Consider the following 24,979-nt stretch of genomic DNA (forward strand, 5'->3'; position numbering starts at 1 on the left):
GTTTGTCAAGTTTTTTCCGCGCTGATCTAAAAATTTCTTATGCGCTTAAGTCCGGTGGATTGGGACCGGCCCCCACACGCCCCCCATGTCAGCACAGCAAAAAAATGCGGTGGTGATCGGCATCCCGAGGGATTGCTCCAAATAAAATTTTTTCGCATTTCCTATGGGTACATGTAAAGTATCCGTTGTTGTCCAAAAGCCTGGAACAAGGCGGGCCACAGGTTTTGATCAATTCACTACCGCAACTGCAGACCGCAGCGGCCGAACAAATTCAGCCCAAGGAGGAGACTTCCCAATGAACGACAAAATGGTTCAAGACAACGCGCCGTGGGTGGCGCGTTACAGCAAGGAAATTGATTGGCAATTGAATGGTCCGACAGATGCGAGCCTGCCGGCCATGCTCGCCACCGCGGCCCGCACGTATGCGAAACACAAGGCATTCACTTGCGTGATGCCCAACGGTATGTACGGCACGCTGAGCTACGAACAAGTAGACAGCATGAGCGATGGCTTCGCCGTCTATCTGCGCGAGACGCTCGGCTTGCAGGCCGGCGCCCGGGTCGCGCTGCAGTCGCCAAACTCGCTCGTTACGCCGGTTGCCGCCTTCGGCATCCTGAAGGCCGGTTGCGTGTTGGTTAACGTCAATCCGCTGTACACCGCAAAAGAAATGAAGCACCAGTTCAACGACGCCGGCGTCGAAGCGCTCGTCATCGTCGATATGTTCGCCGACAAGCTAGCCGAAATCCTGGGCCAGACTGGCGTCAAGCATGTATTGATGTCGTCCGTGCCGAGCTTCTTTCCACCACTTGTGCGGCATATCATCAAGGGCATCATGCGCTGGTGGAACCGCGTGATTCCAAGCACCTCGGTGAAAGCGACCCGTTTCGAAGCCGCTGTTGCAATTGGCCAGCGTGTACGCGACGCCAAGAAGATCGACGTGGGCCAGTATTGGAAAAACCTCGGCCATGCCGACCTTGCGGTGCTGCAGTACACCGGCGGAACCACCGGCGTGGCCAAAGGCGCGATGCTCAGCCACGGGAACCTGCTGTGGAACATGGAACAGATCATGGCCGTCGGGCGCGCCAACATCGACAACGGCAAGGAAGTGGTATTGACGGCGCTGCCGCTGTACCACATCTATGCATTCACCGCCAACCTCCTGATGTTTTACAAGACCGGCGGGCGCAATATCCTGGTTCCGAGCCCGCGTCCGATCCAAAACCTGCAGCGCGCGGTTGAAAACTACAAGATCACCTGGATTTCCGGTGTGAACACCTTGTACAACGCGCTGATGAATGAAGAGTGGTTCAATGCGTTCCCGCCGAAACACCTCAAAGCGTCGATTGGCGGCGGCGCCGCGATGCACCACAGTGTCGTCAAGCGCTGGGAGAAGATGACCGGCAGGCGCCTGCTCGAAGCCTATGGTTTGACCGAAACCGCACCGCTGGTGTGTTCGCAATTGCACGGCGGCCCGTCGAAAACCGATTCGATCGGCGTCCCGGCACCGCACACCGACATCCGCCTGGTGGACGACGATGGCGTCGACGTGGCGCCGGGCCAACCGGGTGAACTCATCGTGCGCGGCCCGCAGGTCATGCAAGGCTACTGGAATCAAGCCGACGAAACGGCCAACGTGCTGCGCAACGGCTGGTTCCATACCGGGGACGTGGCGGTCATGGACGAGGACTGCACGTTCCGCATCGTCGACCGCAAAAAGGACATGATCCTGGTGTCGGGCTTCAATGTCTATCCAAACGAGATCGAGGAAGTGCTGTCCGCGCACGACAAGGTGATGGAGGCGGCGATCGTCGGCGTGCCCGATGTGCGCACCGGCGAGGCGGTGCGCGCCTATGTCGTCAAGCGCGACGACACGCTGACCGAGGAGGAGCTCGCGGCGCACTGCCGGCAGAACCTGGCCGCCTACAAGGTCCCGGTGCGCTTCACGTTCCGCGACGAGCTGCCCAAGACGCCGATCGGCAAGATCCTGCGCAAGGACTTGCGCACGGAAGCGCTGGCCGAACATCACAAGAGCGCGGCCTAAGGCCCGCATCGATAAAACCAAGACAAGGAGACCTCACAATGTTGACTGAAGCCGAAACCAGATTACTGGGCGTGCTGATGATGGTAATCATGCTGGGCATGGGCGCCTCGCTGACCTTCAAGGATTTCGCCATCGCGCTGCGCAAGCCGCAAGGGGTGCTTGTCGGGATGCTGTGCCAGTACGGCATCATGCCGTTCCTCGCTTTTTCGCTGGCCAAGGTGCTGGGCCTGCCGCCGGCGATGGCAATCGGCCTGATCTTGATGGGCTGCATGCCGGGCGGGACCACCTCGAACATCTTCGCCTACTTCAGCAAGGGCACGCTGTCGTTGTCGATCCTGATGACGATGTCATCGACCCTGGTTGCCATCGTCATGGTGCCGCTCACGCTCGGCCTGTATTCCTCAGGCATCGAAGGCCAATGGCTAATCCCGCGCAGCAATCTGGTGCAGGTGCTGGCGGTGCTGCTGGTGCCCACGCTGATCGGCCTTTCGCTGCGCAAGTTAAATGCCAATATCGGCGCGGTGATCGAACTGGTCGGTGCTGTGCTCGGCGTATTCGTCATCTTGTTCCTGCTCGTGTCATGGGTGCCGCGCAATTGGCAATTGCTGCTCGACACCGGCCCGGCGATCTACACCGGCGCGATCGGCCTGGGTCTGATCGGATTCGCGCTTGGCTATGGCCTGTCGCGCTTGTTCCGCCAGGATGCGCGCCGCGCCCGCACCATCGCGCTTGAGACCGGCATCCAGAACGGCCCGCTGGCGGTATTGATCGTGCTGCTGTCATTCCCCGGCCCCGAGCAGCAGCAGGTATTGTTGATTCCGGTCCTGTACTCGCTGTTCATTGTGCTGACCTCGTCCGCAATCACCGTCTGGTTCCGCCGCCTGACCACGCGCGAGGAACTGTCGCGTGACCAGTCCAAGCTAGGCAGCGTGGTGGCGGCGCGCTGAACCCGGGCGCCGAAGAAAACGCGCGGCCAGGCTGACCTGGCCGCGTGAGGTTGGAGTTTGTCCCGCCAAATGCGAAATGGCCCGTGATTTCTCACGGGCCATTGCATATTCCGGCTCCCCGACTTGGGCGCGAACCAGGGCCCCGCGGATTATCCTAAGCCCGGCAGCGTCCCTGGGAGTGCCGAGTGCTCCTTGGAAGTTTTCCTTGGTGGTCAAGGATACTGCTGCCGTGAATGCAGTACGGAGACTATTTCGATCGCGATAGCGCTGACGCGATATACGATAATGTAATTGGGGTGGGCAACGAGTTCACGCGTGCCGGATACCCGCCCAAGGCGGTACAGATACGGATGGTGTGGTAGTTGCGAAACGGCGCGCTCGATGTCGTCGTATAGGTCGAGCGCGGATTGAGGGTTGCGCTCCGCAATGTATTCGAGGGTTGCCGCAAGATCTGCTTGTGCTTCAGCGCGCCACAGGATCGAAAGCATGGGCCTGGCGCTTCGCTTCGATGATATCGCGCAACTTGGCCATTACCTGATCATGCGGCAGGGACGGGCGCTGGTCGTCAAGCGATGCCTGAACTTTCGCTCGAAACCAGCGATCATGAGCTTCGGCTTCTGCGACCGTGGCGAACTCGGACTCAATCGGTGATAGGACGGTACTCATAGTCTGGTGATTATACGGCAGGCTGCCAGATGACGGCCGCATACCTCATGATGGTTGATAGTTGTCAATGCAGAATTGGATAATTTCCCGGAACCATGGGGCTGTCCACGCTTGGCCTTGTGTGTGACTCGTGGTCGATGACTTTTCGCAGCTTGGCCGTGACATGGTCAAATGCAGCGGCGCCCGTCGTCGTGTCGGCGCGCGAGACCTGTCATCCAGGGCTCGTTTGGCCGCGCCCGGTCCATTTCCGGTCGGGGTGGCGGGTCGTCAGACCTGTTGCGTGGCGAACTGATGCCAGGTCAGTAATGTTCCGGCAGCAGGATCGTGCTTGATACGCGTGAGGCTTCCGTGATGATATTGGTCACGCCACTGAAAGCAATCGTAGGTGTCGAAAGGTGAGGGCAAAGTATAGATATTTGATGGGGACGGCACCGACCGGACGTTTTCCGAAGCGACCAGAGGGCGACCAGAAATAAAAAAGCCCACGAACCTAAATTCGTGGGCTTCTTGCTTATTCGTGGTAGGCCGTGCGGGATTCGAACCTGCGACCAACGGATTAAAAGTCCGCTGCTCTACCAGCTGAGCTAACGACCCCGAAAGAAGCAAGATTATAGGGGCTGGCAGCGGTCCTGTCAAATGCCCCCGTCCATTATTTCGGAAATTTCCCTTACTTCAGCGTGACCAGGCGGTCCTTTGCGGTCTGCGCGGCCGAGGTGCCCGGATAGCGCGAGACCAGCGTCTGCAGCGTTTTCTTGGCGTTCTTCTTGTCCTTCAACTGGGTGTAACTGTCGGCGATGTTGAGCATCGCGTCGGCCGCCTGCGGGCTGTCCTTGTAGGCCACGCCGAGCGCCTGCTGCGCCGTGATCGCGTTCTTGTAGTCGCCCTGCGCGTAGTAGGCGTTGCCGCTCCAGTATTGCGCGTTGGCGGCGTAGGGCGAATCCGGATAGCGGCGCACGAACAGGCTCAGCGCGCTGGCGGCGCCGGCGTAGTCGCCCGTCTTGAACAGCCCCATGGCCGCCTCGTAGCTCTGTTGCTCCGATGGCGCGACCGAGCTTTCCTGGCCGTCGATGGTGACTTGGCGCGGCTCGATCTTGCGGATGCGCGCGTCGAGGTCGGCGTACAGGTCTTTCTGGCGGCGCTGGGTGTTGGCCACTTCGTTGGCCAGCACCTCGATCTGGCCGCGCAGCTCGGCGATCGTCTGCAGCGTCTGCTCGTGCCGGTTGAGCGACTCGAGCGCGGCGTGCTTGTCCGATTTTGTGTCGATGCGCGCGTTGACCTCGCGCGCGAGATTGTCGACCTTGGCGCGCAGGTCGAGGATCGCCTTGCGCGCTTCGTTGTCGTCGAGTATGCCGGCGCTCGCGCCCAAAGGCAGGCAGGCGGCCAGGGCGAACAAGGCGGCGGCGAGGCGGGTCTTGGAGAATGTCATCATCATGGGACTCTTTCAGTATCTATTGCAACAGCCTGGCCGGAGTGCCGTGGCTGATATGGAACGGGGCACAGGCCGCTGCCTTGTGCCCCCGTCTCAATCCGCCGGCGCTGGCCGGGAATTAATAGACGATATCAGCGCGGCGATTCTCTGCCCATGCCTCTTCGCCCGAACCCATCATTTTCGGCTTTTCTTCGCCCAGCGACACCGCTTCCATCTGGTTCTCGGCCACGCCCAGCGAGGACATCGCCTTGCGCACGGCCTCGGCGCGCTTCTGGCCCAGCGCCAGGTTGTACTCGGTGCCGCCGCGGTCATCGGTGTTGCCCTGGATGAGGATCTTGCGCGACTGGTTCTTGCCCAGGTACGAGGAGTGGTTGTTCACGACCGCCTGGCCGTCCTCGCGCACCACGTAGCTGTCGTAGTCGAAGTAGACGCTGCGTTTGGCCAGCACGCCTTTTGGATCGTCGATCGGATCGACATTGACGACCGTCGTGGCGACGTCGTTGCTGTCTTGCTTGGTCGCGAGCGGGGCGACCGGGGTGCGTTCTTCGATCTTTGGCGGCTCCGACAGCGGGATCGGCGTCTTGCAGGCTGCGAGAAGGACGGCGCTGCCGATGAGGAAGGCGAGGCTTTTAGTATTGCGCATGGTTTTTCTCCTGGGCTTGGTGGTGAGTGGTACTTGAGTCGTACTCGAAAAAATCACTTGATGAAAGGACCCCAGCTGGGCTCCCGGATGCTTCCCGCCTGGGTCGACAGGCGGTGCTTGGTGCGCCCGTCGACCGACACGACCGACAGCGTGGTGCGCCCGCCGCCTTTGTTGGCGTACATGATGTACTTGCCGTTGGGCGCGAAACTCGGTTCGCTCGCGCCCTCGGCCAGGCGCATCTCCTGGCCGCTGGCCAGGTCCATCGCGTACAGCGAGAAGCCGCCTTCGCGCTGCGAGATCCAGGCCAGCGTCTTGCCGTCGGCCGACACGCGCGGGCTGATGTTGTAGCCGCCCTTGAAGGTCACGCGCGTGGCGTTGCCGCCGCTCGCACTCATCTTGTAGATCTGCGGTCCGCCGCTGCGGTCGCTGGTGAAATAGATGCTCTGGCCGTCGGCCGAGTAGTGCGGCTCGGTGTCGATGCCGTTGCTGTTGGACAGGCGGCGCAGGCCGCTGCCGTCGGCGTTGACCGAGTAGACCTGGGTGTTGCCGTCTTTCGACAGCGCCACCGTGAGCTTGCTGCCGTCGGGCGACCAGGACGGCGCCGAGTTGCTGCCCTTTTGGTTGACCACGATCTTGCGCCCGCCGGTGACCAGGTTCTGCACGTAGATCACCGGTTTGCGCGCCTCGAACGAGACGTAGGCCACCTTGGTGCCGTCGGGCGACCAGGATGGCGAGATGATCGGCTCGTTCGAGCGCACCGCGACCTGCACGCCTTCGCCGTCGGAATCGGCGATTTCGAGGCGGTAGTCGCGCGCGCGGCGGTTCTCGTTGACGTAGGCGAGGCGGGTGGCGAAGGCGCCGCGGTTGCCCGTCATCTTCAGGTAGATGTCGTCGGCGATCTTGTGGCCCGACAGGCGCGTGTGCCTGGCCGCGGCCGCAACGCTGAGCTGGGACAGCTCGCCCGATTTGATTGTGTCGAGCAGGCGGTAGCGCACGTCGAAGCGGCCGTCGGCCAGGCGCTGCACGGAGCCGACGACGAGCGCGTCGGCGCCGCGCGACTTCCACTGGGCGTAGTCGACCTTGTCGGATTCGCCGATGACGACACCGGCGTCGATGACCTTGAAGGCGCCGCTGCGCTCGAGGTCGGCCTTGATGATGGCCGACATCTGGGCCGGCGCGATCGACTCGTCGGCGAACGCGGCCACCGCGATCGGGATCTGGTTGTTGCCGACGCCGGCGATTTCAACGCGCAACTGGGCTTGCGCTGAGGCGCCCGCCAGCATCGCTACGGTGAAAAGGAAGAGGGTTTGTTTTTTCATGTGTGTGGCTCTTTGCAAAGTTCGTCGAGGCCCAAAAAGGCCTAATCGAGATCCTTCATGGAGAAGGCGATCACGAGGTTTCGCTCTACCGTACCATCTTTCTTCTTAGGAAGTGGTGACGATTTGATAATGCCATTTTCAACCGCCTCGTCAAAGGCGGCCACGCCGCTGCTCTTTTTCATGCGCACCGAGCCGGGCAGGATCTCGCCCGTCGGCAGCTGGGCGAGGGTGAACACGGCTTGCGGGTTGCTGGGCACATTGGTGTTGCCGGCGTAGGAGGTCTCGCCCTTGATCTTGCGCCTGATGTCCGCGAGGTAGCTCTTGTCGATCACCGACGCCGTCGATTGCGCGGCCGAGCCCGTGTCGCTGGCCTTGCCAATCATGCGTTTGAGCGCATTCTGGCGCGCGTTTTCGAGCCGGTCCGCTTCGTCATCGGTCGCTTTTTTGGCGGCGGCGGCGAGCTTGTTCAGCATGGCCTTTTTGGCGTCGTCGAGTTTCTTCTTTTCGGCCAGCTCGCGCGCCTTCTCCTTGGCCGCCAGTTCCTTGACCTGTTTTTCCTCGAGTTCCTTGAGCCTGAGTTTTTCCGCCTTCAGCTTGGCCTTCTCGATCGCGATGTCGGGCGGCTTCGGCGCGGCCGGTTGCTCTTTCGGCGGCTCGATCGGGCGCGCGACGGGCTCGGGGACCGGTTCGGGGATGGGCTCCGGGACCGGCTCGGGCGGCGGCAGCGGCTCGGCCACCGGTTCGGACGCCGGCGGCGGTGCCGGCGCGGCCGATTGGGTTTTCATGTCCCAGACCTCGGCCTCGATGACGACCGGTTCGGTGTTCTGCCAGCTCACGCCGATCCACAGGAACAGCAGCAAGCCCGCGTGCACCAGGGCCGCGAGCGCGATCGACGGCCAGCGGCTCGGCTCGGGTGGCACGCGGTACGGTGCGCCGTTGGGGGAAGCGGGAGTCAGCGTGGACACGTCGGCCTCGTCACTTGGTGGCCAGCCCGACCCGGGTGATGCCCATCTTGCGCGCCTCCGACACCAGCTGGATCACATCGTCGTACTTGCTGTCCTTGTCGCCGGCGATCATCACCGGATGGTCCGGGTGCTCCTGGTGCAGCACGCGCAAGCGGCGTAGCAGGGCGGTGCGGTTGGGCAGCTCCTCGGGCGCGAGTTGCACCTTGCCGTTGACGCCGATGCTCAGGGTCGCATCGGGCTTGAGCGTGATCTGGATGTAGTCGTCGGGCGGCTGCGCGGTTTTTTCGGCGCTCGGCAGGTTGATCGCGTTCGGGTTGTTGGCCGACGGCACCGCCATGAAGATGATGAGCAAAACGAGCATCACGTCAATGTAGGGCACCACATTGATTTCGGACTTGAACTTGCGCGCCCGTCCGCCGCGCAGGCTGCTGGAAAATGAGGCCATGCCTTCCTTTCTCTGGTGCGTGGCGCGCTTAGCGCGACTGCCGCTGCAAGATGTTGGAGAACTCCTCGACGAAGCTTTCGAAGCGGATCGCGAGGCGGTCGATATCGTGCGTGAAGCGGTTGTACGCCACCACCGCCGGGATCGCCGCGAACAGGCCGATGGCGGTCGCGATGAGGGCCTCGGCGATGCCGGGCGCGACCACGGCGAGGGTGGCCTGCTGCACGCTGGCCAGGCCGCGGAACGCGTTCATGATGCCCCACACGGTGCCGAGCAGGCCGACATAGGGCGAGACCGAGCCGACCGAGGCGAGGAAGTTGAGGTGGGCGTCGAGGGCGTCGAGTTCGCGCTGGAAGGCGGCGCGCATGGCGCGGCGCGCGCCGTCGAGCACGGCGCCGGTGTCGAGCGGATCGCGCGAGGCCGAGGCGGCCTTGCCCTTGATGAACTCGCCCATGCCGGCCTCGAAGATGCGGGCCAGCGCGCCGTTCTGGTCGCGGTCGGTGCTGGCGCTCTGGTGCAGGGTGTGCAGGTTGCCGCCGGCCCAGAAGCTGCGTTCGAATTTTTCGGTCTGGGCGCGCGCGGCGCGGATCGCGAAGGTCTTGCGGAAGATGTAGGTCCAGCTCGTGAGCGAAACGACCACCAGCAGGACCATGATCAGTTGCACGATCAGGTGGGCATTGCTGATGAGGGCCAGGAAGGAAAGGTCTTGGGCTACGTTCATTGGACTCGAATGGGTTGGATGGATGGCAGGGTCGCTCAGGCGGCCCGCATTTTAGCAGCCGCGTCGTCGGGCAGGGCGCGGGGGCGCAGGGAGGTGCTGTCGACACAGCCGACTTTGACCTTGGCGCTGGCCAACAGGTTTCCGCCGCACCAGGCCTGCTGCGCGAACAGGACCGATGCGCGGCCCAGCTTTTCGATACTAAGCGTTAATTCTAGTACATCATCAAGTTTTGCTGGCGCATGATAGTCGACGCTGGTGCTCTTGACGACGAACATGGCGCCATGCTGGGCGAGCAGGGCGTGCTGATGCACTTGGGCCGCGCGCAGCCATTCTGTGCGCGCGCGTTCGAAGAATTTCAGGTAGTTGGCGTAAAAAACGATACCGCCAGCGTCGGTGTCCTCGTAGTAGACACGGACGGACCAGGTGAAAGCTGAGGCCATGTTGACTTATCGTAAACTGAACAAGAACAAAAGAAACATTTTACGCGATTTGACGAAAATTTACGTACGCTAAGGCACATAACGCTCATCAAGAAGCGCTCCCGGAGTAGACGCCAAGTCCGGCAGCGGGCCAAGACAATTAACATTTGCTAACAATTGATGCCCATAGGCCCCAATCCGCAACCAAAAAGTTGGTGCCAATTCTTAACCGGGGTCTGACCCCACTTACAAAATTAATTGGCATCAGACCACGCCGCAGCCCTTGCTAGACCATGAATTCGGCAATTAATTCCGATATCGGGGTCAGACCCCGGTTACAAAATGCGCGAAATGCGGGGTCTGACCCCGGGTCGGACTCGCCAAAGAATCTCCTGGCTCGATGAGGAAATCCGCCTTGCAGGGCGGATTCGCTCCGCAGTGGTGCGGCTTTGCCACACCAATTCCCTGCTAAGCCCCCCGGTTGTGAATTATTGGCGTTTGATGGTGAATGGCGAGAAGCCCTGGCAGGTCGGCATCATTTCGATGTGGTTGATGTTGATGTGCGGCGGCAGCGTGGCGAGCCAGTACGCGGTCTCGGCGATATCGCCCGCCGTCAGCGGCTGCGTGCCCTCGTACACCTTCGCCGCCGCCGCGTCGTCGCCCTTGAAGCGCACGTTCGAAAACTCGGTGCCGCCGCACAGCCCCGGCGCCAGGTTGGTCGCGCGCACGCCCGTGCCGACCAGGTCGGCGCGCAGGTTCAACGTGAACTGCTCGACGAAGGCCTTGGTCGCGCCGTACACGTTGCCGCCCGGGTAGGGGTAGCTGCCCGCGACCGAGCCGATGTTGATGATCAGCCCGCCGCCGCGCGCCACCATCGCCGGCAGCAGGGCCCGCGTCATCGCCACCAAACCGGTGCAATTGGTCGAAATCATCGTCTCCCAGTCGGCCAGCGGCGCCTCGTGGGCCGCCTGGGTGCCCAGCGCCAGTCCCGCGTTGTTGATCAGAACGTCGATCTGGCGCCACGACTGCGGCAGCAGCGCCAGCGCGTCGTTGATCGCATCCTTGTCCGTCACGTCCATCACCAACGGCAGGGCGGAGTCGCCCAATTCGGCCGCCAGCGCGTCCAGACGCTCCAAACGGCGCGCCGCAAGCACCACCTGGTGGCCGTGTTTGACGAAGGTGCGCGCCATTTCGGCGCCAAAGCCCGACGATGCGCCAGTGATGAAAACGATCATGATTCTTCCTGAAACGAAATTAAACGTGCGAAATTGTAGCCGAAACGGCCGGTCTGGACGTTTCACTGGTCATTGTCGCAACCGGGTTCCTTGCCCTTATCGGGGACTTAACTTACAATTTGGGCTCCATTACATCTCACGTAACTGGCGAAAAGTTGCGCCGATTCCGCCCCGCGGGGTCGATTGGCGGCGAAAGGTGGGCATCCACCGGGGAACGTGAGACTTCATCAGCCGTTCGCCTGGGCAGCCATCAATGGAAACGCTCGATGAGGCTGCCTCTCCGTTTGCCCGGCTCACCTCATTCGATCCATCTCTGCCAGGTGCCACGCACCATTTCAATTGGAGTTTTTTCATGTTTGCAAAAGATCACACGCTCGCCAACGTCGACCCGGAACTGTGGAGCGCGATCCAGAAGGAAAACACCCGCCAGCAGGACCATATCGAACTGATCGCCTCCGAGAACTACACCTCGCCGGCCGTGATGCAGGCGCAGGGCTCGCAACTGACCAACAAGTATGCCGAGGGCTATCCGGGCAAGCGCTACTACGGCGGCTGCGAATTCGTCGACATCGCCGAGCAACTGGCGATCGACCGCGTCAAGCAGCTGTTCGGCGCCGAGGCGGCCAACGTGCAACCCAACTCGGGCTCGCAGGCCAACCAGGGCGTGTTCTTCGCCATGCTCAAGCCGGGCGACACCATCATGGGCATGTCGCTGGCCGAGGGCGGCCACCTGACCCACGGCATGGCGCTCAACATGTCGGGCAAGTGGTTCAACGTGGTCTCGTACGGCCTGACCGAGCAGGAGGACATCGACTACGACGCCATGGAGCGCCTCGCGCACGAGCACAAGCCGAAGATGATCATCGCAGGCGCGTCGGCGTTTTCGCTCAAGATCGACTTCGAGCGTTTCGCCAAGGTCGCCAAGGCGGTCGGCGCCTACTTCATGGTCGACATGGCGCACTACGCGGGCCTGATCGCCGCCGGCGTCTACCCTAACCCGGTGCCGCACGCCGACTTCGTCACCTCGACCACGCACAAGTCGCTGCGCGGCCCGCGCGGCGGCATCATCCTGATGAAGGCCGAGCACGAGAAGGCCATCAATTCGGCGATCTTCCCCGGCATCCAGGGCGGCCCGCTGATGCACGTCATCGCCGGCAAGGCGGTCGCGTTCAAGGAGGCGCTCGAGCCGGGCTTCAAGGCGTACCAGCAGCAGGTCGTCAAGAACGCCGACGCTCTGGCCAAGGCGCTCATCGCGCGCGGCCTGCGCATCGTGTCGGGCCGCACCGAGTCGCACGTGATGCTGGTCGACCTGCGCGCCAAGAACCTGACGGGCAAGGAAGCCGAAGCCCTGCTCGGCGCCGCGCACATGACGTGCAATAAAAACGGCATCCCGAACGATCCGCAAAAACCGTTCGTCACCTCGGGCATCCGCCTCGGCAGCCCGGCGTTCACCACCCGCGGCTTCATGGAGGACGACGCGACCACGGTCGGCAACCTGATCGCCGACATCCTCGACAATCCGGGCGACGCCGCCGTCGTCGAGCGGGTCAAGGCCGAAGTCAAGAAGCTGACCGACAAGTACCCGGTCTACGCGGCCTAAGCCGCGGCACCCCAGGCCCCCGCCGCGCGCGGGCGGCCTGCTCATTTTCAGCAGCAGCTCACCGGCGTCATCAAGATGAAATGTCCGTTCTGTCAGCATGAAGACACCCAGGTCCTCGATACCCGCGTATCCGAGGAGGGGGACGCCGTGCGGCGCCGGCGCCGCTGCGCCAAGTGCGACAAGCGCTTCACCACGTACGAGCGGATCGAATTGTCGATGCCGGTCATCGTCAAAAAGAACGGCAGCCGCACCGAGTACGCCTCGGACAAGCTGCGCGGCAGCCTGATGCTGGCGCTGCGCAAGCGGCCGGTGTCGGCCGAGGCGGTCGACGACGCCGTCGCCGCGATCGAGGAAAGCCTGCTCACCAGCGGCCAGCGCGAGGTCGACACCGGCTTCGTCGGCGAGCTCGTCATGGTGCAGCTCAAACGGCTCGATAAAATCGCCTACATCCGCTTCGCCTCCGTCTACAAGAACTTCGAAGACCTCGCCGAATTCCAGGACGCGATCGCCGAGGTCGGGAACGATCGCAAGCCGCGCAAGTAGCGCCGCCGGCACCGCCGGCGCCACCGGCACCATCGCGCACCGGCCGTGCACCACCTCGCACCGGCCGTGCGCCACCTCGCGACCGTTCCCGGGCGTATGGCGTTCCCCTCGCACAGTTGAGCCAGCTCACGGCCGCTTTTGTTTCGCCTGATAACTTGGTGTCCAAGCGATCCAGGTCAATACGCGGCAGCCAAACTCAACAGTTAAACCTGCCTAGTAGCAATGCATTCCCGGCCGCGCATTCAACGTTGCGGAGGTGGTGGTGCAGATGCGGCCGGCCGGCGGGTTCACGCTCTTGGAGGTGCTCATCGCCGTGCTCGTGCTGGCCATCGGCGTGGTCGGCGCGTCGGGCGCCCACATCACGGCCATGCGCACGCGCCACGAGTCCGCGCTCATGTCCGAGGCGGTGCAACTGGCCGTCGGCCTGGCCGAGCGCATGCGCGCCAACGCCCCGCAAATGCGCCTGGCCGACGGCGCCAATCCCTATGCGCGCCTGCAGTACGACGCCCAGGCCGAAGGCGCGCCCAAGGCGCCCCCGACGCTGTGCTACGGGCGCGCCGTCTGCGGCAGCGCCGAGCTGGCGCAGTTCGACCTCCACGAGCTGAAACAAATCCTCCACGCGCGCTTTCCAGGCGGGCGCGTGCTGGTCTGCCGCGACAGCAAATTGTGGGATGCCGGCGCCGGGGCGCTGGCCTGGCAGTGCGCCGGCGGCGCGGCGGCGCCGCTGGTCATCAAGCTTGGCTGGCGCGCCAAAAACACCGACGGCACCGACGCGCGCGACAACGCGGGGCGGTTCGGGCCGAGCGTGGCCATCATGGTGCCAAGGGAGGCGTCATGACACCGGCGACACCGGCGACACCGGCGACACCGGCGACGACGCCGGCACGCGAAGTCCACCACAGCGCCGGCGCGCGGGCGACGCTCCACCACACTTGGGCGTGCGGGCGCCATGGCTTGGCGCGCGCGCCCAAACGGCGGCTGGCAGCGAGGCGGGAGGGCGGTTTCACGCTCGCCGAACTGATGGTCGCCATCACGCTTGGCATGCTCGTGCTGCTGGCCGCCGGCACCCTGCTGGCCGCCTCCAACAAGGCCTATGTGTCGCAGATCGACGCCGCCGCGGTCGACGACGCCGGCCGCTACGCGCTCGACATCATGGCGCGCGCGGTGCGCCAGGCCGCCTACACCGAGTTCGACCAAGACGGCATGGCAGCCCCGCTGTCGACCTACGCGCCGGCCCGCGTCGCGGGGCTCGACAACCACTTTCTGAGCAACGGCGCGCCCGGCCTGTCTGCGCCGCGGCCGGGCGCCGTCAACGGCAGCGACGTGCTGGCCGTGCGCTTCGACGGCAGCGGCGCGTCGTCGGGCGGCGACGGCAGCATGGGCAGTTGCGCCGGCTTCGGCGTGGGCCGCGCGTCCGAGGGCTGGAGCATTTTCTATGTGGCGGCCGGTCCGGGCGGGGTGGCCGAATTGCGCTGCAAGTACCGCGGCCAGGGCGGCTGGAGCGCCGACGCGATCGTCAGCGGGGTCGACTCGTTCCAGGTGCTGTATGGCCTCGACCTGGACCTGCCGTCCGACGGCCTGGCCAACACCTACCTTAGCGCCGGCGCGGTGCAGGCGCTCGACGACGCGATGGCGCTGGCAGGCAGCAACGCGGGCGAGCGCGCGCGCGAGCGCAACCGGCGCACGCACTGGAAGCGGGTGGCCAGCATCAAGGTGGCGCTGGTGCTGCACGGGCCGATGTTCGCGCGCGCCGACAGCGAGCCGGCCGTGTTCGACCTTTTCGGACCCGGCTACAGCATGGCGCACGGCGCCACCGACATCGGCACCCGACTGAGCGAGCAATCACTGCCGATCGCGCTGGCCAAGCGCGAGCGGCGTCAGTTCTCGCACACCATTACCTTGCGCAATCCGGCGCAGTAAAGGACCACCATGAGGGAGCACCATGAGGGAGCACCATGAGGGAGCACCATGAGGGAGCACCATGCAGGGACCACCATGCGCGCGGGTAGCGGCGTTTGGCGGCAGCGGTCGCGGCCACGGCGCCAGGGCGGGGCGGCGCTGATAATCGCGCTGTGCATGATGGTGGCGGTGCTCGCGATCGGCGTATCGGCCGCGCAAAGCGCGCTCAACGCCGAGAAATCGGCCCGCAACGAACGCGACCGCCAGATCGCCCTGCAGGCGGCCGAGGCGGCGCTGGCCGACGCCGAACGCGACATCGAGGGCGGCAGCGATCCGGCGTCGGCGCGCGCGGCCCTGTTCGCGCCCGGCAGCGCGCTCGGCTTCGTCGAGGGTTGCGGCGGACGCGGCGACCAGGCCGGCCTGTGCGTCAACAGCGGTTCCGGCGCGGCGCCGGCCTGGCAGACGGCCAGGCTTGACTCTGCCGCCGCCAACACCGTGGCGTTTGGCGCGTTCACCGGCGCATCGATGCCGGCCGGGCGCGGCGCGCTGCCGGCGCAGCCCCCGCGCTACATCATCGAGTTGATGCACGTGCCCGGCGCCGGGCTAGACGCGGGTGAACGCGAAGGCAATGTCTACCGGATCACGGCGATCGGGTTCGGCATGCGCGCGCACACGCAGGTGGTGCTGCAAAGCCTCTACCGCAAGCTGCCCGTGGCGCTGGCGCCATGATGAAAACCGTGTTCGCCCTGTTGCTGTTGTTCGCGGCCGCACCCGTATGGGGACAGGCGGTGGCCGCGCCCGCGTGCCCGGCCACCACGGTGCCGGCCTGGCGCGATGCCGGCGCCGTCATCGGCGGCGTCGGCGGCGGGCAGTACATGGTTCGCTCGAAACTGGCGCGCGACGGTGTGAGCGGCACCATCGGACGCAGCGCGCTCGACTTCAGTGCGGCCGGCGTCAGCACGGCCCTCTTGCCGGTGTGGGACGCCGCGACCCTGCTCGACGCGCGCGTGGACGGGCCGCTCACGCGCGCCATCTTCACATTGAACAGCGCCGGCGCCACGGTGCCGTTCTCCTGGCCGTTTTTAAGCGACGGCCAGCGCGCGGACCTCGATACCACGCCGTACACATCGGCGGCGGGCGACGGCCTGGGCGAGCAGCGCCTGGCCTGGCTGCGCGGCGCGCGCAGCGGCGAAATCGGCAACCCCGGCGGCGTGTTCCGGCGCCGCGCCAGCATATTGGGGGACATGCCCAACAGCGTGCCGCTGGTGGTCGGCGCGCCGCAGGCCTCGCAGCCCGGGCCCGACTACGCCACGTTCCACGCGCGCTACAAGGCGCGCCGCCACGCGGTCTACATCGGCGCCAACGACGGCATGCTGCACGCCTTCGACGCCGCCACCGGCGCCGAGCTGTTCGCCTATGTGCCGGCCGTGTTGTTCCCGGCGCTTTCCGCCCTGAGCAGCCCGCAGTACCGGCCGCGCGCCTATGTCGACGGCAGCGCGGGGCACGCCGAGGCTTTGCTTGGCGGGCGCTGGCGCAGCGTGCTGGCGGCCGGCATGGGGCAGGGCGCGCGCGGCGTCTTCGCGCTCGACATCAGCGATCCGTCCGCCTTCGGACAGGGCATGGGATCGCTGTGGGAATTCACCGACCAGGACGATTCCGAGATGGGTTTTGTCGGGGCCGCGCCGTTGCTGGCCAAGTTCCGCACCGGCACCCGTGGCGGCGTGGCCCAGTATCGTCACTTCGCGCTGTTCGCGGGCGGCTCGGCGAGCGTGCCCGGCGCGCCCGGCGCCTTGTTCCTGCTGGCGCTCGACAAACCGGCGTCGGCGCCCTGGCGCCTGGGCCAAAATTATTACCGCTTCAATACGCCGGCCTCCGATCCCGCGCTTGACAACGCGCTGGCGCCGCCCGCGCTGGCGCTCGGGCCCGATGGCAGCGTGCGCTACGCCTACGCCGGCGACACGCAGGGAAATCTGTGGCGCTTCGATTTCACCGGCGCCGCGCCGTGGCCCAGGGCGGTCGGGCCCGGCGCGGGCGCCCGCCCGCTGTTCGTGGCGCGCGACGCGCGCGGCCAGCGCCAGTCGATCACCGGACGCGCCACCGTCCTGCATGCGCCCGGCGGCGGCCACCTGGTGGTGATCGGCACCGCGGGCCGCGCGGCCGGCGACGCGCCGGCGCAGTCGCTGTATGCGATCCACGACAGCCTCGCCGCGCCGCCCGAACTGGTGGGCGGCCGCGCCGAGCTGGCCGCGCGCGGCGGGGCCGGCCCCGGCGCCGGGACCATCAACGGTCCCGCGTTCGACTTCGGCGGCGCGCGCAAGGGCTGGTATCTCGACTTCGGCCATGCGCGCTCCGGCGGAGAGCAGCTCGCCGGGGTGGTGCTGGCGGCGTCGGGCGCGCTGGTTTTCAACACCGCGCTGGCCGGCCCCAACGCCTGCGCCGCGCCGGCCTCGCGCACCTATGTGCTCGACGCGCTAAGCGGGTTTGCGTTCGACGCCGACGGCAGCGCGCGCAGCGGCATCGCCGCCGGCCGCCCGACCCCCGGCGTGGCCGCCGCCACGCCGCTGCTGGTGCGCACGGGCAGCGCGGTCGGCCCGCGCGACGCCACCGGCCGCACCCGCACCAGCCACCGGTTCGCCATCGTCGGGCGCCAGGGAGGCGGGGCCGATCCGCCCATCGTTTTCAGCCTTGGCGCGCTGGCCGGGCGCCTGAGCTGGCGCGAAGTAAGCAACTGGCGCGAACTGCACGCGAAGGCCACCCGTTGACCCACCCCAAGGAGATTGATATGGAACGTAGTGCCGGATTCACCCTGGTCGAGATACTCGTCACGCTGCTCGTGGTGGCGGTGCTGGCGGCGATGGCCTACCCGAGCTACGTCGGCTACATCACCAAGGCGCGCCGGATCGAGGCCCAGATCGCGCTGCTCGATCTGATGCAGCAGCAGGAGCGCCACTATTCGCAGCACAATTCGTACAGCGCGTTCTCGTCGGCCTCGACCAGCGCCGACGAAAAACGCTTCAAGTGGTATTTGGGCGCCACCCCGGCCGCCAGCGCCTACGAGCTGCGCGGGCGCGCCTGCCAGGGCGCGCAGATAGCGCATTGCGTCGAGCTGCAGGCGCTGCCGGGCACCGCCATGGTCAACGCAAGCTTTCGCGATCCCGAGTGCGAAACGCTGAGCCTCGACAGCGCCGGCGCCCGCCGCGCGCAGGGCAAGTCGTCCAAGTGCTGGCCATGACGGCCGGGCGCCGCCAACGCGGGCTGACGATGGTCGAGATGCTCACGGTGATGGCGGTCGCCGGCGTGCTGCTGGCGCTCGCCATGCCCGACATGGGCGAACTGATTCGCAGGCAGCAGCTCAAGGCCGTCTCGAGCGACCTGATGGGCGCGCTGCGGCTGACGCGCGCGCAGGCCATCGCGCGCGGCGAGCGCGTCATGATCGTCCCGCACGAGGCCGGCGGCACCGACTGGAGCGGCGGCTGGGTCGTGTTCGTCGACCGCGACGGTAACCGCCGCCCCGGCGCCGGCGACGAGATCGTCGCCATGCACACGCGGGTGCCGCCCGGGGTGGTCATCCAGGGCCGCTTCTCGAGCGCACAGCAGCCCGACTATGTCGCCTACAATAGCGGTGGGCGCAGCTGTTCGCACACCAGCAGCCTGGCCGCGCGCTGGGGCACGCTGTCGGTGTTCCAGGGCCCGCACACGCGCCGTATTAAAATCAATATGCTCGGGCGCGCCCGCCTGTGCGACCCGGAACGCGGCGCCGCCGCCTGCACCGGGGCGGCCGAGTCGTCCTGAGGCGGGCCTACCCGTCCAGGCCAAAAATTCAGACTAAAGTGAAGCACGCGTGAAAATACTGAACGACACCGACGGCATGCAACTCGCGCTCGACTGGGCCGCAAAGGGCATCAACACCACCACGCCGAATCCGCGCGTGGGCTGCGTGATCGTGCGCGACGGCGAGGTCATCGGCGCCGGCCACACCCAGCCGCCGGGCCAGGCGCACGCCGAGATCGCCGCCATGCGCGACGCCGCCGCGCGCGGCCACGGGGTGCGCGGCGCCACCGCCTATGTCACGCTCGAGCCGTGCAACCACCACGGGCGCACGCCGCCATGCTCGCAGGCGCTGGTCGCGGCCGGCCTGGCGCGCGTGGTGGCCGCGCTCGAGGACCCCAATCCGCTGGTGGCGGGGCGGGGCATGGCCACCCTCGAGGCGGCCGGCATCGCGGTGCGCAGCGGGGTGCTGGCCGACGCCGCGCGCGAGCTCAACATCGGATTTTTCTCGCGCATGCAGCGCGGCCGTCCTTGGGTGCGCCTCAAAAGCGCGGCCAGCCTCGACGGCAAGACGGCGCTGCACGACGGCCAGAGCCAGTGGATCACCGGAGCGCAGGCGCGCGCCGACGGCCACGCGTGGCGCGCGCGCGCCTGCGCCATCCTGACCGGCATCGGCACCGTCAAGGCGGACGATCCGCAACTGACCGTGCGCGCGCTGGAGACGGCGCGCCAGCCGCGCCGCGTGATCGTCGACAGCCGGCTCGAGATCGCGCTTGAGGCGCGCGTGCTGCAAGGCGAGCCGTGCTGGATCGTGGCCGCGCAGGCCAACCCGTCCAAGGAGGCGCTGCTGCGCGCGGCCGGCCACGAGATCATCATGCTCCCCAACGCCGACGGCAAGGCCGACCTGCCCGCGCTCATGCTCGAACTGGGCCGGCGCGAGATCAACGAGCTGCACGTCGAGGCGGGCGGCAAACTGAATGGCTCGCTGATCGCCGCCGGCTGCGTCGACGAGCTGCTGGTGTACCTGGCGCCGTGCCTGATCGGCGACGCGCAGGGCATGTTCGCGCTGGCCGCGCCGGCGCACCTGTCGCACAAGCGGCTGCTCGCTTTTCACGAGGTCGGGCAGGTTGGCGCGGATTTGCGTATACTTGCCAGATTCATCCCACCGCAGGAATAAAGCCGCATGTTTACTGGAATCGTCGCCGCCGTCGGCAAAATCAACGCCGTCCATCCACTCGAAGGCGGGCCGGATGCGGGCGTGCGCCTCGAGATCGACGCCGGCGGCCTGCCGCTGCACGACGTCGCGCTGGGCGACTCGATCGCCATCAATGGCGCCTGCATGACGGTGGTGACCAAGTCGGCGGGCGGCTTTTGCGTCGACGTCTCGCGCGAGAGCCTCAATTGCACCGCCGGCCTCGACGCCACCGGCGAAGTCAATCTCGAAAAAGCCCTGACCCTGGCCGAGCGCCTCGGCGGCCATCTGGTGTCGGGCCATGTCGACGGGCTGGGGCGGGTGCACAGTTTCGCGCCGGTCGGCGAATCGTGGGAGCTGGTCGTCGACGCCCCGCGCGAACTGGCCAAATTCCTCGCCTTCAAGGGCTCGGTGGTGGTCAACGGCGTCTCGCTGACGGTCAACCGGGTCGACGACCTCGGCCCCGAGGCGGCGCGCGCCTGCCGCTTCTCGATCAACCTGATTCCGCACACGATCGCCTCGACCACGCTCAGGCATCTTCAGGCCGGCGCCAAGGTCAACCTCGAGATCGACCTGATCGCGCGCTACGTCGAGCGCATGTTGTCGGTGGCCGGCAGCAGCCCGGCGGCGTAGGCCGCGCGCGGCAATTTGTTCATTCTAGATTCCTAGGCGACGGCGCCGCGCAGCGGCGCCGTTTGCTTTTGGGCGGCCCGATTTTGCAGTTCGTCGCTTTGGACCTCGGCCGGACCGCGCCGGTATGTATATTCATAATTCCTTGTGGAATGCGCGCGCATTCGACCAACCCAACCCCACGCCTCACATGAAACTACTCTATCCGCTCTGCCTTGGCCTGACGCTCGCCGCCAACCCGGCGCTGGCCGCCTTCGAGGCGTACAAGATCACCGATCCGGCGCACAGCGTCAAACTCGACGGCGTGGTCGACGACGCGGTCTGGGGCAAGGCGGCCGCCCGCGGCGGCTTTTTCGAGAGCCAGCCGGCCGACAAGATCGCCGCCAAGGTCAACACCGAGGTGCGCATCGCCTACGACGCCAAGTACATGTACGTGGCCGTCAAGGCGTTCGACCCCAAGCCGCACGAGATCCGGGCCCCGTTCGGCCGGCGCGACAAGATCTCCGGCGACCAGGATTTCATCGGCTTGTTCATCGACCCGGGCGCGTCGAGGCAGGCGGCCCAGATCATCTATTTCAATCCGCGCGGCGCGTTCACGGACGGTAATTTCACCAACACCAATGGCGAGGATGTCTCGCCGGACTTCGATTTTTCGATCGCGACGGCGCGCTTCGACGGTGGCTGGAGCGCCGAGCTGCGCATCCCGTTCACCTCGATCTCGTACGTCGCCGGCCAGAGCGCGCCATGGAACCTGCTCGTCATGCGCAACATGACGCGCGACACCCGCTACAAGATGTGGAGCGGCCAGGTGACGCGCTCGAGCGCCTGCCTGCTGTGCTTTTCGGAACCGATCAACGGCCTCGCCGGCCTGCCGACGGGCCTCAACTGGAGCGCGACGCCGCAGCTGGTGATGCGCCGCGGGACCGACACGGTGGCCGGCGCGCCGCGCCAAAACAACAGCGACATCGCGCTAAGCCTCGACGTCAAGATCAAGCCCGATTCGGCCACCGTGATCGACGCGACCATCAATCCGGATTTCTCGCAGATCGAACTGGACGCGCCCCAGTTGTCGGGCAACACCCGTTTCGGCCTGTTCGTGCAGGAGAAACGCCCCTTCTTCCTCGAGGGCAGCGACATGTTCCAAACCCCGTTCCGCGCCATCAGCACCCGCACCATGAGCGACCCGGCCTGGGGCGCGCGCTACACCCGGCGCGACGCCGGGCGCGACCTGACGGTGCTGACCACGCGCGACGCCGGCGGTGGGCTGGTCCAATTGCCGAACGCGTACCACACCGATTTCGCGGCGCAGGACTTCGCCTCGCAGGCGACCGTGGCGCGCGCCAATTTCAAGCGCGGCAAGCTCTCGCTCGGCGTCACAGGCACCGACCGCACCCTCTTCGACGAGCGCGGCTACAACCGCGTGCTCGGGCCGGACTTCACCTGGCAGCGCAGCGACGAGGAGCGCGTGCGCGGCCAGTTGCTGCTCAGCGCCACCACGGCCCAGCCCGATGCGGCGGGCAAGCTGGTCAAGGGCGCCCGGACCACCGGCCACGCGGGCGTGCTCGAATGGTCGCGCGAGGAGGAGAAGTGGGGCGCCTGGGCCAGTGTCGAAGAGGTCAGCGACGGCTTCCGCGCCGACAACGGCTTCTTCTCGCAGGTCGGCTACCGCCTGTACGTGACCGAGTTTTCCGCCAAGCTGGGCAAGAGGGGGCCTTTGAACGACTTGAACCTGTACTTCCATTCCGAGCGCAAGGCCGACACCCTGGGCGCGGCGATCGTCGAGGACACCACCATCGGCGCCTGGATGAAGGGCCCGCGCGACATCGAATTCAACATCCGCCTCAAACCGAAAAACAAGATGCGCGTCAAGCAGCACGGCGAGCTGTTCGAGACGGCCCAGGTTTGGGCGCGGATCGACGCCAGCCCGGGCCGCACCCTGGCGCGCGTGTCGGCCGAGCTCGAACTTGGCGACCAGATCGACATCGAAGGCGCGCGCCTGGGCAGGGGCGGCCTGGCGATGCTGTACGCGCGCCTGCGTCCGTTCGAATGGCTTGAGTTCGAGCCGACCTACAGCGCGACCTGGGTCGACGGCAGGGGCGCGCTGGTCGACGGGCGCCGCCTCTACACCGAGCAGGCCTTGCAACTGAAGGGCATCTACCATATCGGCGCCCGCGACACGGTGCGCATGATCTTGCAGCGCGCGCGCACCAAGCGCGACCCGTCGCTGTACGCCAATCCGGTCGAGGGCGAGAGCAGCCGCGGCACGACCTCGTTCGTGTACGGCCACACCGCCACGCTCGGGCGCGCCGCCTACGTCGGCGTCACGCTGTCCAAGGGCGAAACCCCGGGCCACGCGCCGCGGCGCCAGCAAAACGAGTTGTTCGTGAAGCTGTCGTGGCAGATTTGATCTAGGGTTTGAATGCCTTCATGGCATTCCACCCGGCCGGCCGCGGCGCGATCGGCGGCCGGTGTCGTTTCCGGGACAGGCGCGGGCCGTGACGCGCGCGGAAAAAGGTGTTCTAATGCAGCAAGCAAACTACTCATTTGGGAAAAATTGCTTGAAATATATTTCTGCCTTCAACCGATATGAATAACGCGCTTGCGCTGGCGATGCCAATGACTTTCGATGTTCCCAGCAATTGCTCCGGCGCGGCGCCCGGCCCGGGCTTGCTCGAATCACAGCATCGGATCCTGTCGGCGTTCGCCCGCGGCGCGCCGCTCGCGCAGACGCTGGCCGAGATCGCCGAAGCCCTGCGCGCGCGCCACCCGGCCTTCGCGCCCGCCATCTTGCTGCTCGACGCCGAAAGCGGGTGCTGGACCCTGGGCGCCGGCGCCGGCCTGCCGCCCGGCTACCAGCCCGGGGCCGGGGCCGGCGACGGAAAATGGCAAACCTGGTCCGAGGGCGGCGACGCGCCCGACTTCACCGGCACCGGGTTCTGGATCGAGCTGGGCGCCGCGGCCGACCGGCTCGGACTGCGCGCCCACACGCCGCTGGTGATCCGTTCGAGCACCGGCGGCACGCTCGGATTGTTCGTGCCGCACACCGAAAGCGGCGATCCGCCCGCGCCGGGGGCCGATGCGCTGTTCATGCAGTCGGTGCGCGTCTACGCGCCGCTGGCCACGGTGGCGCTTGAACGCGCCAGGGCCCACACCGCCTCGCTCAAGGCCGCGCTCTTGCGCGACGACGAGCACGCGCGGATGGCGCTGGCGGTCGAAGGCAGCGGCACCGGGATCTGGGACCGCGACGTGGGCACCGGCCAAATCCTGTATTCGCGCGGCTGGAAGGCGCTGTTCGGCTACGCCGACGACCAGGTCAGCGACCGCATCGAGGACGCCTACCTGCGCGTGCACCCCGACGACCTGGGGCAGGTGCGCGCCTCCATCGAATCGCATTTCGAACAAAAGAGCGAAGTCTATGTGGTCGAGCACAGGCTGCTGTGCGCCGACGGCAGCTACAAGTGGGCCTCGAGCCGCGGCAAGGTGGTCAGCCGCGACGCCGACGGCAAGCCGCTGCGCATGATCGGCATCACCACCGACGTGACCGTGATGCGCCGCATGGCCACCCAACTGCACGAGTGCGCGCGGACGGTAACGCGGCTCACCAACGAGGTGCCCGCGCTGGTGTTCGAGATGTCCCTCGACAGCGGCGGCGTGGCCGGCTTCACCTATGTCAGCGAGGGCGTGCGCGAGATGTTCGAGCTGACCCCGGCCGAACTGGCGGCCGACCCGCAGATTCTGCGCACCCTGATCCACCCGGACGACTACGATGCCTACCGCGCCACGCTGGCCGCGTCGGCCGCCAGCCTGCGCCCGTGGCAGCTCGAATACCGGGTGCTGCTGCCGCGGCAGGGCCTGCGCTGGCGCGAGGGCAGCGCGCGGACGCGGCAAATGCTCGATGGCAGCACGCAGTGGCACGGCTTCATCACCGACATCACCGAGCGCAAGAACATCGAGGCGCAGCTGCGCGAATTCGCCGACGTCGACACGCTCACGCGCCTGCCCAACCGGCGCTGCTTCATGTCGCGCATGGAGACCGAACTGGCGCGCACGCGCCGGGTCGCGGGCACCCGCACCGCGGTGCTCATGTTCGACATCGATTTTTTCAAGCGCGTCAACGACAGCTACGGCCACGCGGCCGGCGACGGCGTGCTCAAGCATTTCGCCACCATCCTGACCAAGGCGATGCGCGAGGTCGACCACGTGGGCCGCATCGGCGGCGAGGAATTCGCCGTCATGCTGACCAACGCCGACCTGGCCGCGGCCGCCAGTTTCGCGTCGCGCGTGCAGCAGCGGCTCGCGGCCGCGCCGCTGGTCGACGACGGGCGCACCTTCGCCGTCACCGTCAGCATCGGCGTCTCGGCGATGCGCCCCGAAGACCAGGGCGTCGACGCCGCGCTGTACCGCGCCGACATGGCGCTGTACCGGGCCAAGGAGCGCGGCCGCAACTGCGTCGTCACGGACGAGGAATAATTACTCGTCCTGTAACACATTCCATTGAGCAATCTCATAAGCGGATACTT

General features: G+C 66.2%; 24 protein-coding genes, 1 tRNA gene and 1 riboswitch. Of the genes, 14 read left to right on the forward strand and 11 right to left on the reverse strand.

What is annotated here, in order from left to right:
• Positions 1-295 precede the first annotated feature (295 nt).
• Entirely contained in the window at positions 296-2,041 is a 1,746-nt protein-coding gene (locus C7C56_RS13105) for an AMP-binding protein (RefSeq protein ID WP_106757828.1), read from the forward strand.
• Positions 2,042-2,079: 38 nt separating this feature from the next.
• On the forward strand, positions 2,080-2,988 hold the full coding sequence (locus C7C56_RS13110; protein WP_106757829.1) for a bile acid:sodium symporter family protein: 909 nt from the start codon (positions 2,080-2,082) through the stop codon (positions 2,986-2,988).
• A 212-nt stretch (positions 2,989-3,200) separates the two neighbouring features.
• On the opposite strand, the gene C7C56_RS13115 is transcribed toward C7C56_RS13110, so the two are convergent.
• The 11 genes from C7C56_RS13115 to C7C56_RS13165 all read right to left on the reverse strand — a co-directional run bounded on the left by C7C56_RS13115 (position 3,201) and on the right by C7C56_RS13165 (position 10,827).
• Complete coding sequence (locus C7C56_RS13115) at positions 3,201-3,476, reverse strand: type II toxin-antitoxin system RelE/ParE family toxin (protein WP_106757830.1); 276 nt, start codon at positions 3,474-3,476, stop codon at positions 3,201-3,203.
• A complete protein-coding gene (gene relB / locus C7C56_RS30725; RefSeq protein ID WP_370660206.1) occupies positions 3,451-3,696 on the reverse strand; it encodes a type II toxin-antitoxin system RelB family antitoxin in 246 nt (81 codons plus the stop codon). The genes C7C56_RS13115 and relB overlap by 26 nt, the downstream gene beginning before the upstream one ends.
• A 476-nt stretch (positions 3,697-4,172) precedes the next feature.
• A tRNA-Lys gene (locus C7C56_RS13125) sits at positions 4,173-4,248 on the reverse strand.
• Between the two features lie 73 nt (positions 4,249-4,321).
• The gene (gene ybgF, locus C7C56_RS13130) at positions 4,322-5,083 is read right to left on the reverse strand and encodes a tol-pal system protein YbgF (protein WP_106757868.1); all 762 of its coding nucleotides are present in this window, start codon (positions 5,081-5,083) and stop codon (positions 4,322-4,324) included.
• A 118-nt stretch (positions 5,084-5,201) separates the two neighbouring features.
• The gene (pal, locus tag C7C56_RS13135) at positions 5,202-5,726 is read right to left on the reverse strand and encodes a peptidoglycan-associated lipoprotein Pal (protein ID WP_106757831.1); all 525 of its coding nucleotides are present in this window, start codon (positions 5,724-5,726) and stop codon (positions 5,202-5,204) included.
• A 53-nt stretch (positions 5,727-5,779) separates the two neighbouring features.
• Positions 5,780-7,045 (reverse strand): Tol-Pal system beta propeller repeat protein TolB, encoded by a 1,266-nt coding sequence (gene tolB / locus C7C56_RS13140; protein ID WP_106757832.1) that lies wholly within the window; start codon positions 7,043-7,045, stop codon positions 5,780-5,782.
• Between the two features lie 41 nt (positions 7,046-7,086).
• Positions 7,087-8,010 carry a cell envelope integrity protein TolA gene (tolA, locus tag C7C56_RS13145; RefSeq protein ID WP_307719047.1) on the reverse strand — a complete coding sequence of 308 codons (924 nt, stop codon included), beginning with the start codon at positions 8,008-8,010 and terminating at the stop codon, positions 7,087-7,089.
• A 10-nt stretch (positions 8,011-8,020) separates the two neighbouring features.
• A complete protein-coding gene (locus tag C7C56_RS13150; protein WP_106757833.1) occupies positions 8,021-8,455 on the reverse strand; it encodes a biopolymer transporter ExbD in 435 nt (144 codons plus the stop codon).
• 28 nt (positions 8,456-8,483) lie between these two features.
• Positions 8,484-9,173, reverse strand: coding sequence for a protein TolQ (gene tolQ, locus C7C56_RS13155; RefSeq protein WP_106757834.1), 690 nt, complete (start codon positions 9,171-9,173; stop codon positions 8,484-8,486).
• 35 nt (positions 9,174-9,208) lie between these two features.
• Positions 9,209-9,613 carry a tol-pal system-associated acyl-CoA thioesterase gene (gene ybgC / locus C7C56_RS13160; protein WP_106757835.1) on the reverse strand — a complete coding sequence of 135 codons (405 nt, stop codon included), beginning with the start codon at positions 9,611-9,613 and terminating at the stop codon, positions 9,209-9,211.
• Positions 9,614-10,080: 467 nt separating this feature from the next.
• On the reverse strand, positions 10,081-10,827 hold the full coding sequence (locus C7C56_RS13165; protein ID WP_106757836.1) for an SDR family NAD(P)-dependent oxidoreductase: 747 nt from the start codon (positions 10,825-10,827) through the stop codon (positions 10,081-10,083).
• A gap of 130 nt (positions 10,828-10,957) precedes the next feature.
• Positions 10,958-11,079: riboswitch (ZMP/ZTP riboswitch) on the forward strand.
• 100 nt (positions 11,080-11,179) lie between these two features.
• On the opposite strand from C7C56_RS13165, the gene glyA reads away from it, so the two are divergent.
• From glyA to C7C56_RS13225, 12 genes are all read left to right on the forward strand, one after another.
• Complete coding sequence (gene glyA / locus C7C56_RS13170; RefSeq protein ID WP_106757837.1) at positions 11,180-12,427, forward strand: serine hydroxymethyltransferase; 1,248 nt, start codon at positions 11,180-11,182, stop codon at positions 12,425-12,427.
• A gap of 75 nt (positions 12,428-12,502) precedes the next feature.
• Positions 12,503-12,970 carry a transcriptional regulator NrdR gene (nrdR, locus tag C7C56_RS13175; protein ID WP_106757838.1) on the forward strand — a complete coding sequence of 156 codons (468 nt, stop codon included), beginning with the start codon at positions 12,503-12,505 and terminating at the stop codon, positions 12,968-12,970.
• Positions 12,971-13,238: 268 nt separating this feature from the next.
• Positions 13,239-13,808, forward strand: coding sequence for a type IV pilus modification protein PilV (gene pilV, locus C7C56_RS13180; RefSeq protein ID WP_106757870.1), 570 nt, complete (start codon positions 13,239-13,241; stop codon positions 13,806-13,808).
• Positions 13,805-14,890: a PilW family protein gene (locus tag C7C56_RS13185; RefSeq protein ID WP_106757839.1), complete on the forward strand. Its 1,086-nt coding sequence runs from the start codon at positions 13,805-13,807 to the stop codon at positions 14,888-14,890. The genes pilV and C7C56_RS13185 overlap by 4 nt, the downstream gene beginning before the upstream one ends.
• Positions 14,891-14,938: 48 nt before the next feature.
• Positions 14,939-15,598, forward strand: coding sequence for a pilus assembly PilX family protein (locus C7C56_RS13190; RefSeq protein ID WP_229458755.1), 660 nt, complete (start codon positions 14,939-14,941; stop codon positions 15,596-15,598).
• A complete protein-coding gene (locus tag C7C56_RS13195) occupies positions 15,595-17,631 on the forward strand; it encodes a pilus assembly protein (protein ID WP_106757841.1) in 2,037 nt (678 codons plus the stop codon). The genes C7C56_RS13190 and C7C56_RS13195 overlap by 4 nt, the downstream gene beginning before the upstream one ends.
• A gap of 20 nt (positions 17,632-17,651) precedes the next feature.
• Entirely contained in the window at positions 17,652-18,101 is a 450-nt protein-coding gene (locus C7C56_RS13200; protein WP_106757842.1) for a type IV pilin protein, read from the forward strand.
• On the forward strand, positions 18,098-18,661 hold the full coding sequence (locus C7C56_RS13205) for a GspH/FimT family pseudopilin (protein WP_106757871.1): 564 nt from the start codon (positions 18,098-18,100) through the stop codon (positions 18,659-18,661). The genes C7C56_RS13200 and C7C56_RS13205 overlap by 4 nt, the downstream gene beginning before the upstream one ends.
• Positions 18,662-18,737: 76 nt before the next feature.
• Positions 18,738-19,814: a bifunctional diaminohydroxyphosphoribosylaminopyrimidine deaminase/5-amino-6-(5-phosphoribosylamino)uracil reductase RibD gene (gene ribD, locus C7C56_RS13210; RefSeq protein WP_181373173.1), complete on the forward strand. Its 1,077-nt coding sequence runs from the start codon at positions 18,738-18,740 to the stop codon at positions 19,812-19,814.
• A gap of 6 nt (positions 19,815-19,820) precedes the next feature.
• The gene (locus C7C56_RS13215) at positions 19,821-20,462 is read left to right on the forward strand and encodes a riboflavin synthase (RefSeq protein WP_106757844.1); all 642 of its coding nucleotides are present in this window, start codon (positions 19,821-19,823) and stop codon (positions 20,460-20,462) included.
• A gap of 187 nt (positions 20,463-20,649) precedes the next feature.
• Positions 20,650-22,866, forward strand: a complete 2,217-nt coding sequence (locus C7C56_RS13220; RefSeq protein ID WP_181373169.1) for a carbohydrate binding family 9 domain-containing protein — start codon at positions 20,650-20,652, stop codon at positions 22,864-22,866.
• A 209-nt stretch (positions 22,867-23,075) separates the two neighbouring features.
• Positions 23,076-24,929 carry a sensor domain-containing diguanylate cyclase gene (locus C7C56_RS13225; protein ID WP_229458756.1) on the forward strand — a complete coding sequence of 618 codons (1,854 nt, stop codon included), beginning with the start codon at positions 23,076-23,078 and terminating at the stop codon, positions 24,927-24,929.
• The last annotated feature ends 50 nt before the right edge of the window (positions 24,930-24,979 follow it).

The organism is Massilia glaciei (genome assembly GCF_003011895.2).
Classification (GTDB): Bacteria; Pseudomonadota; Gammaproteobacteria; order Burkholderiales; family Burkholderiaceae_D; genus Telluria_A; species Telluria_A glaciei.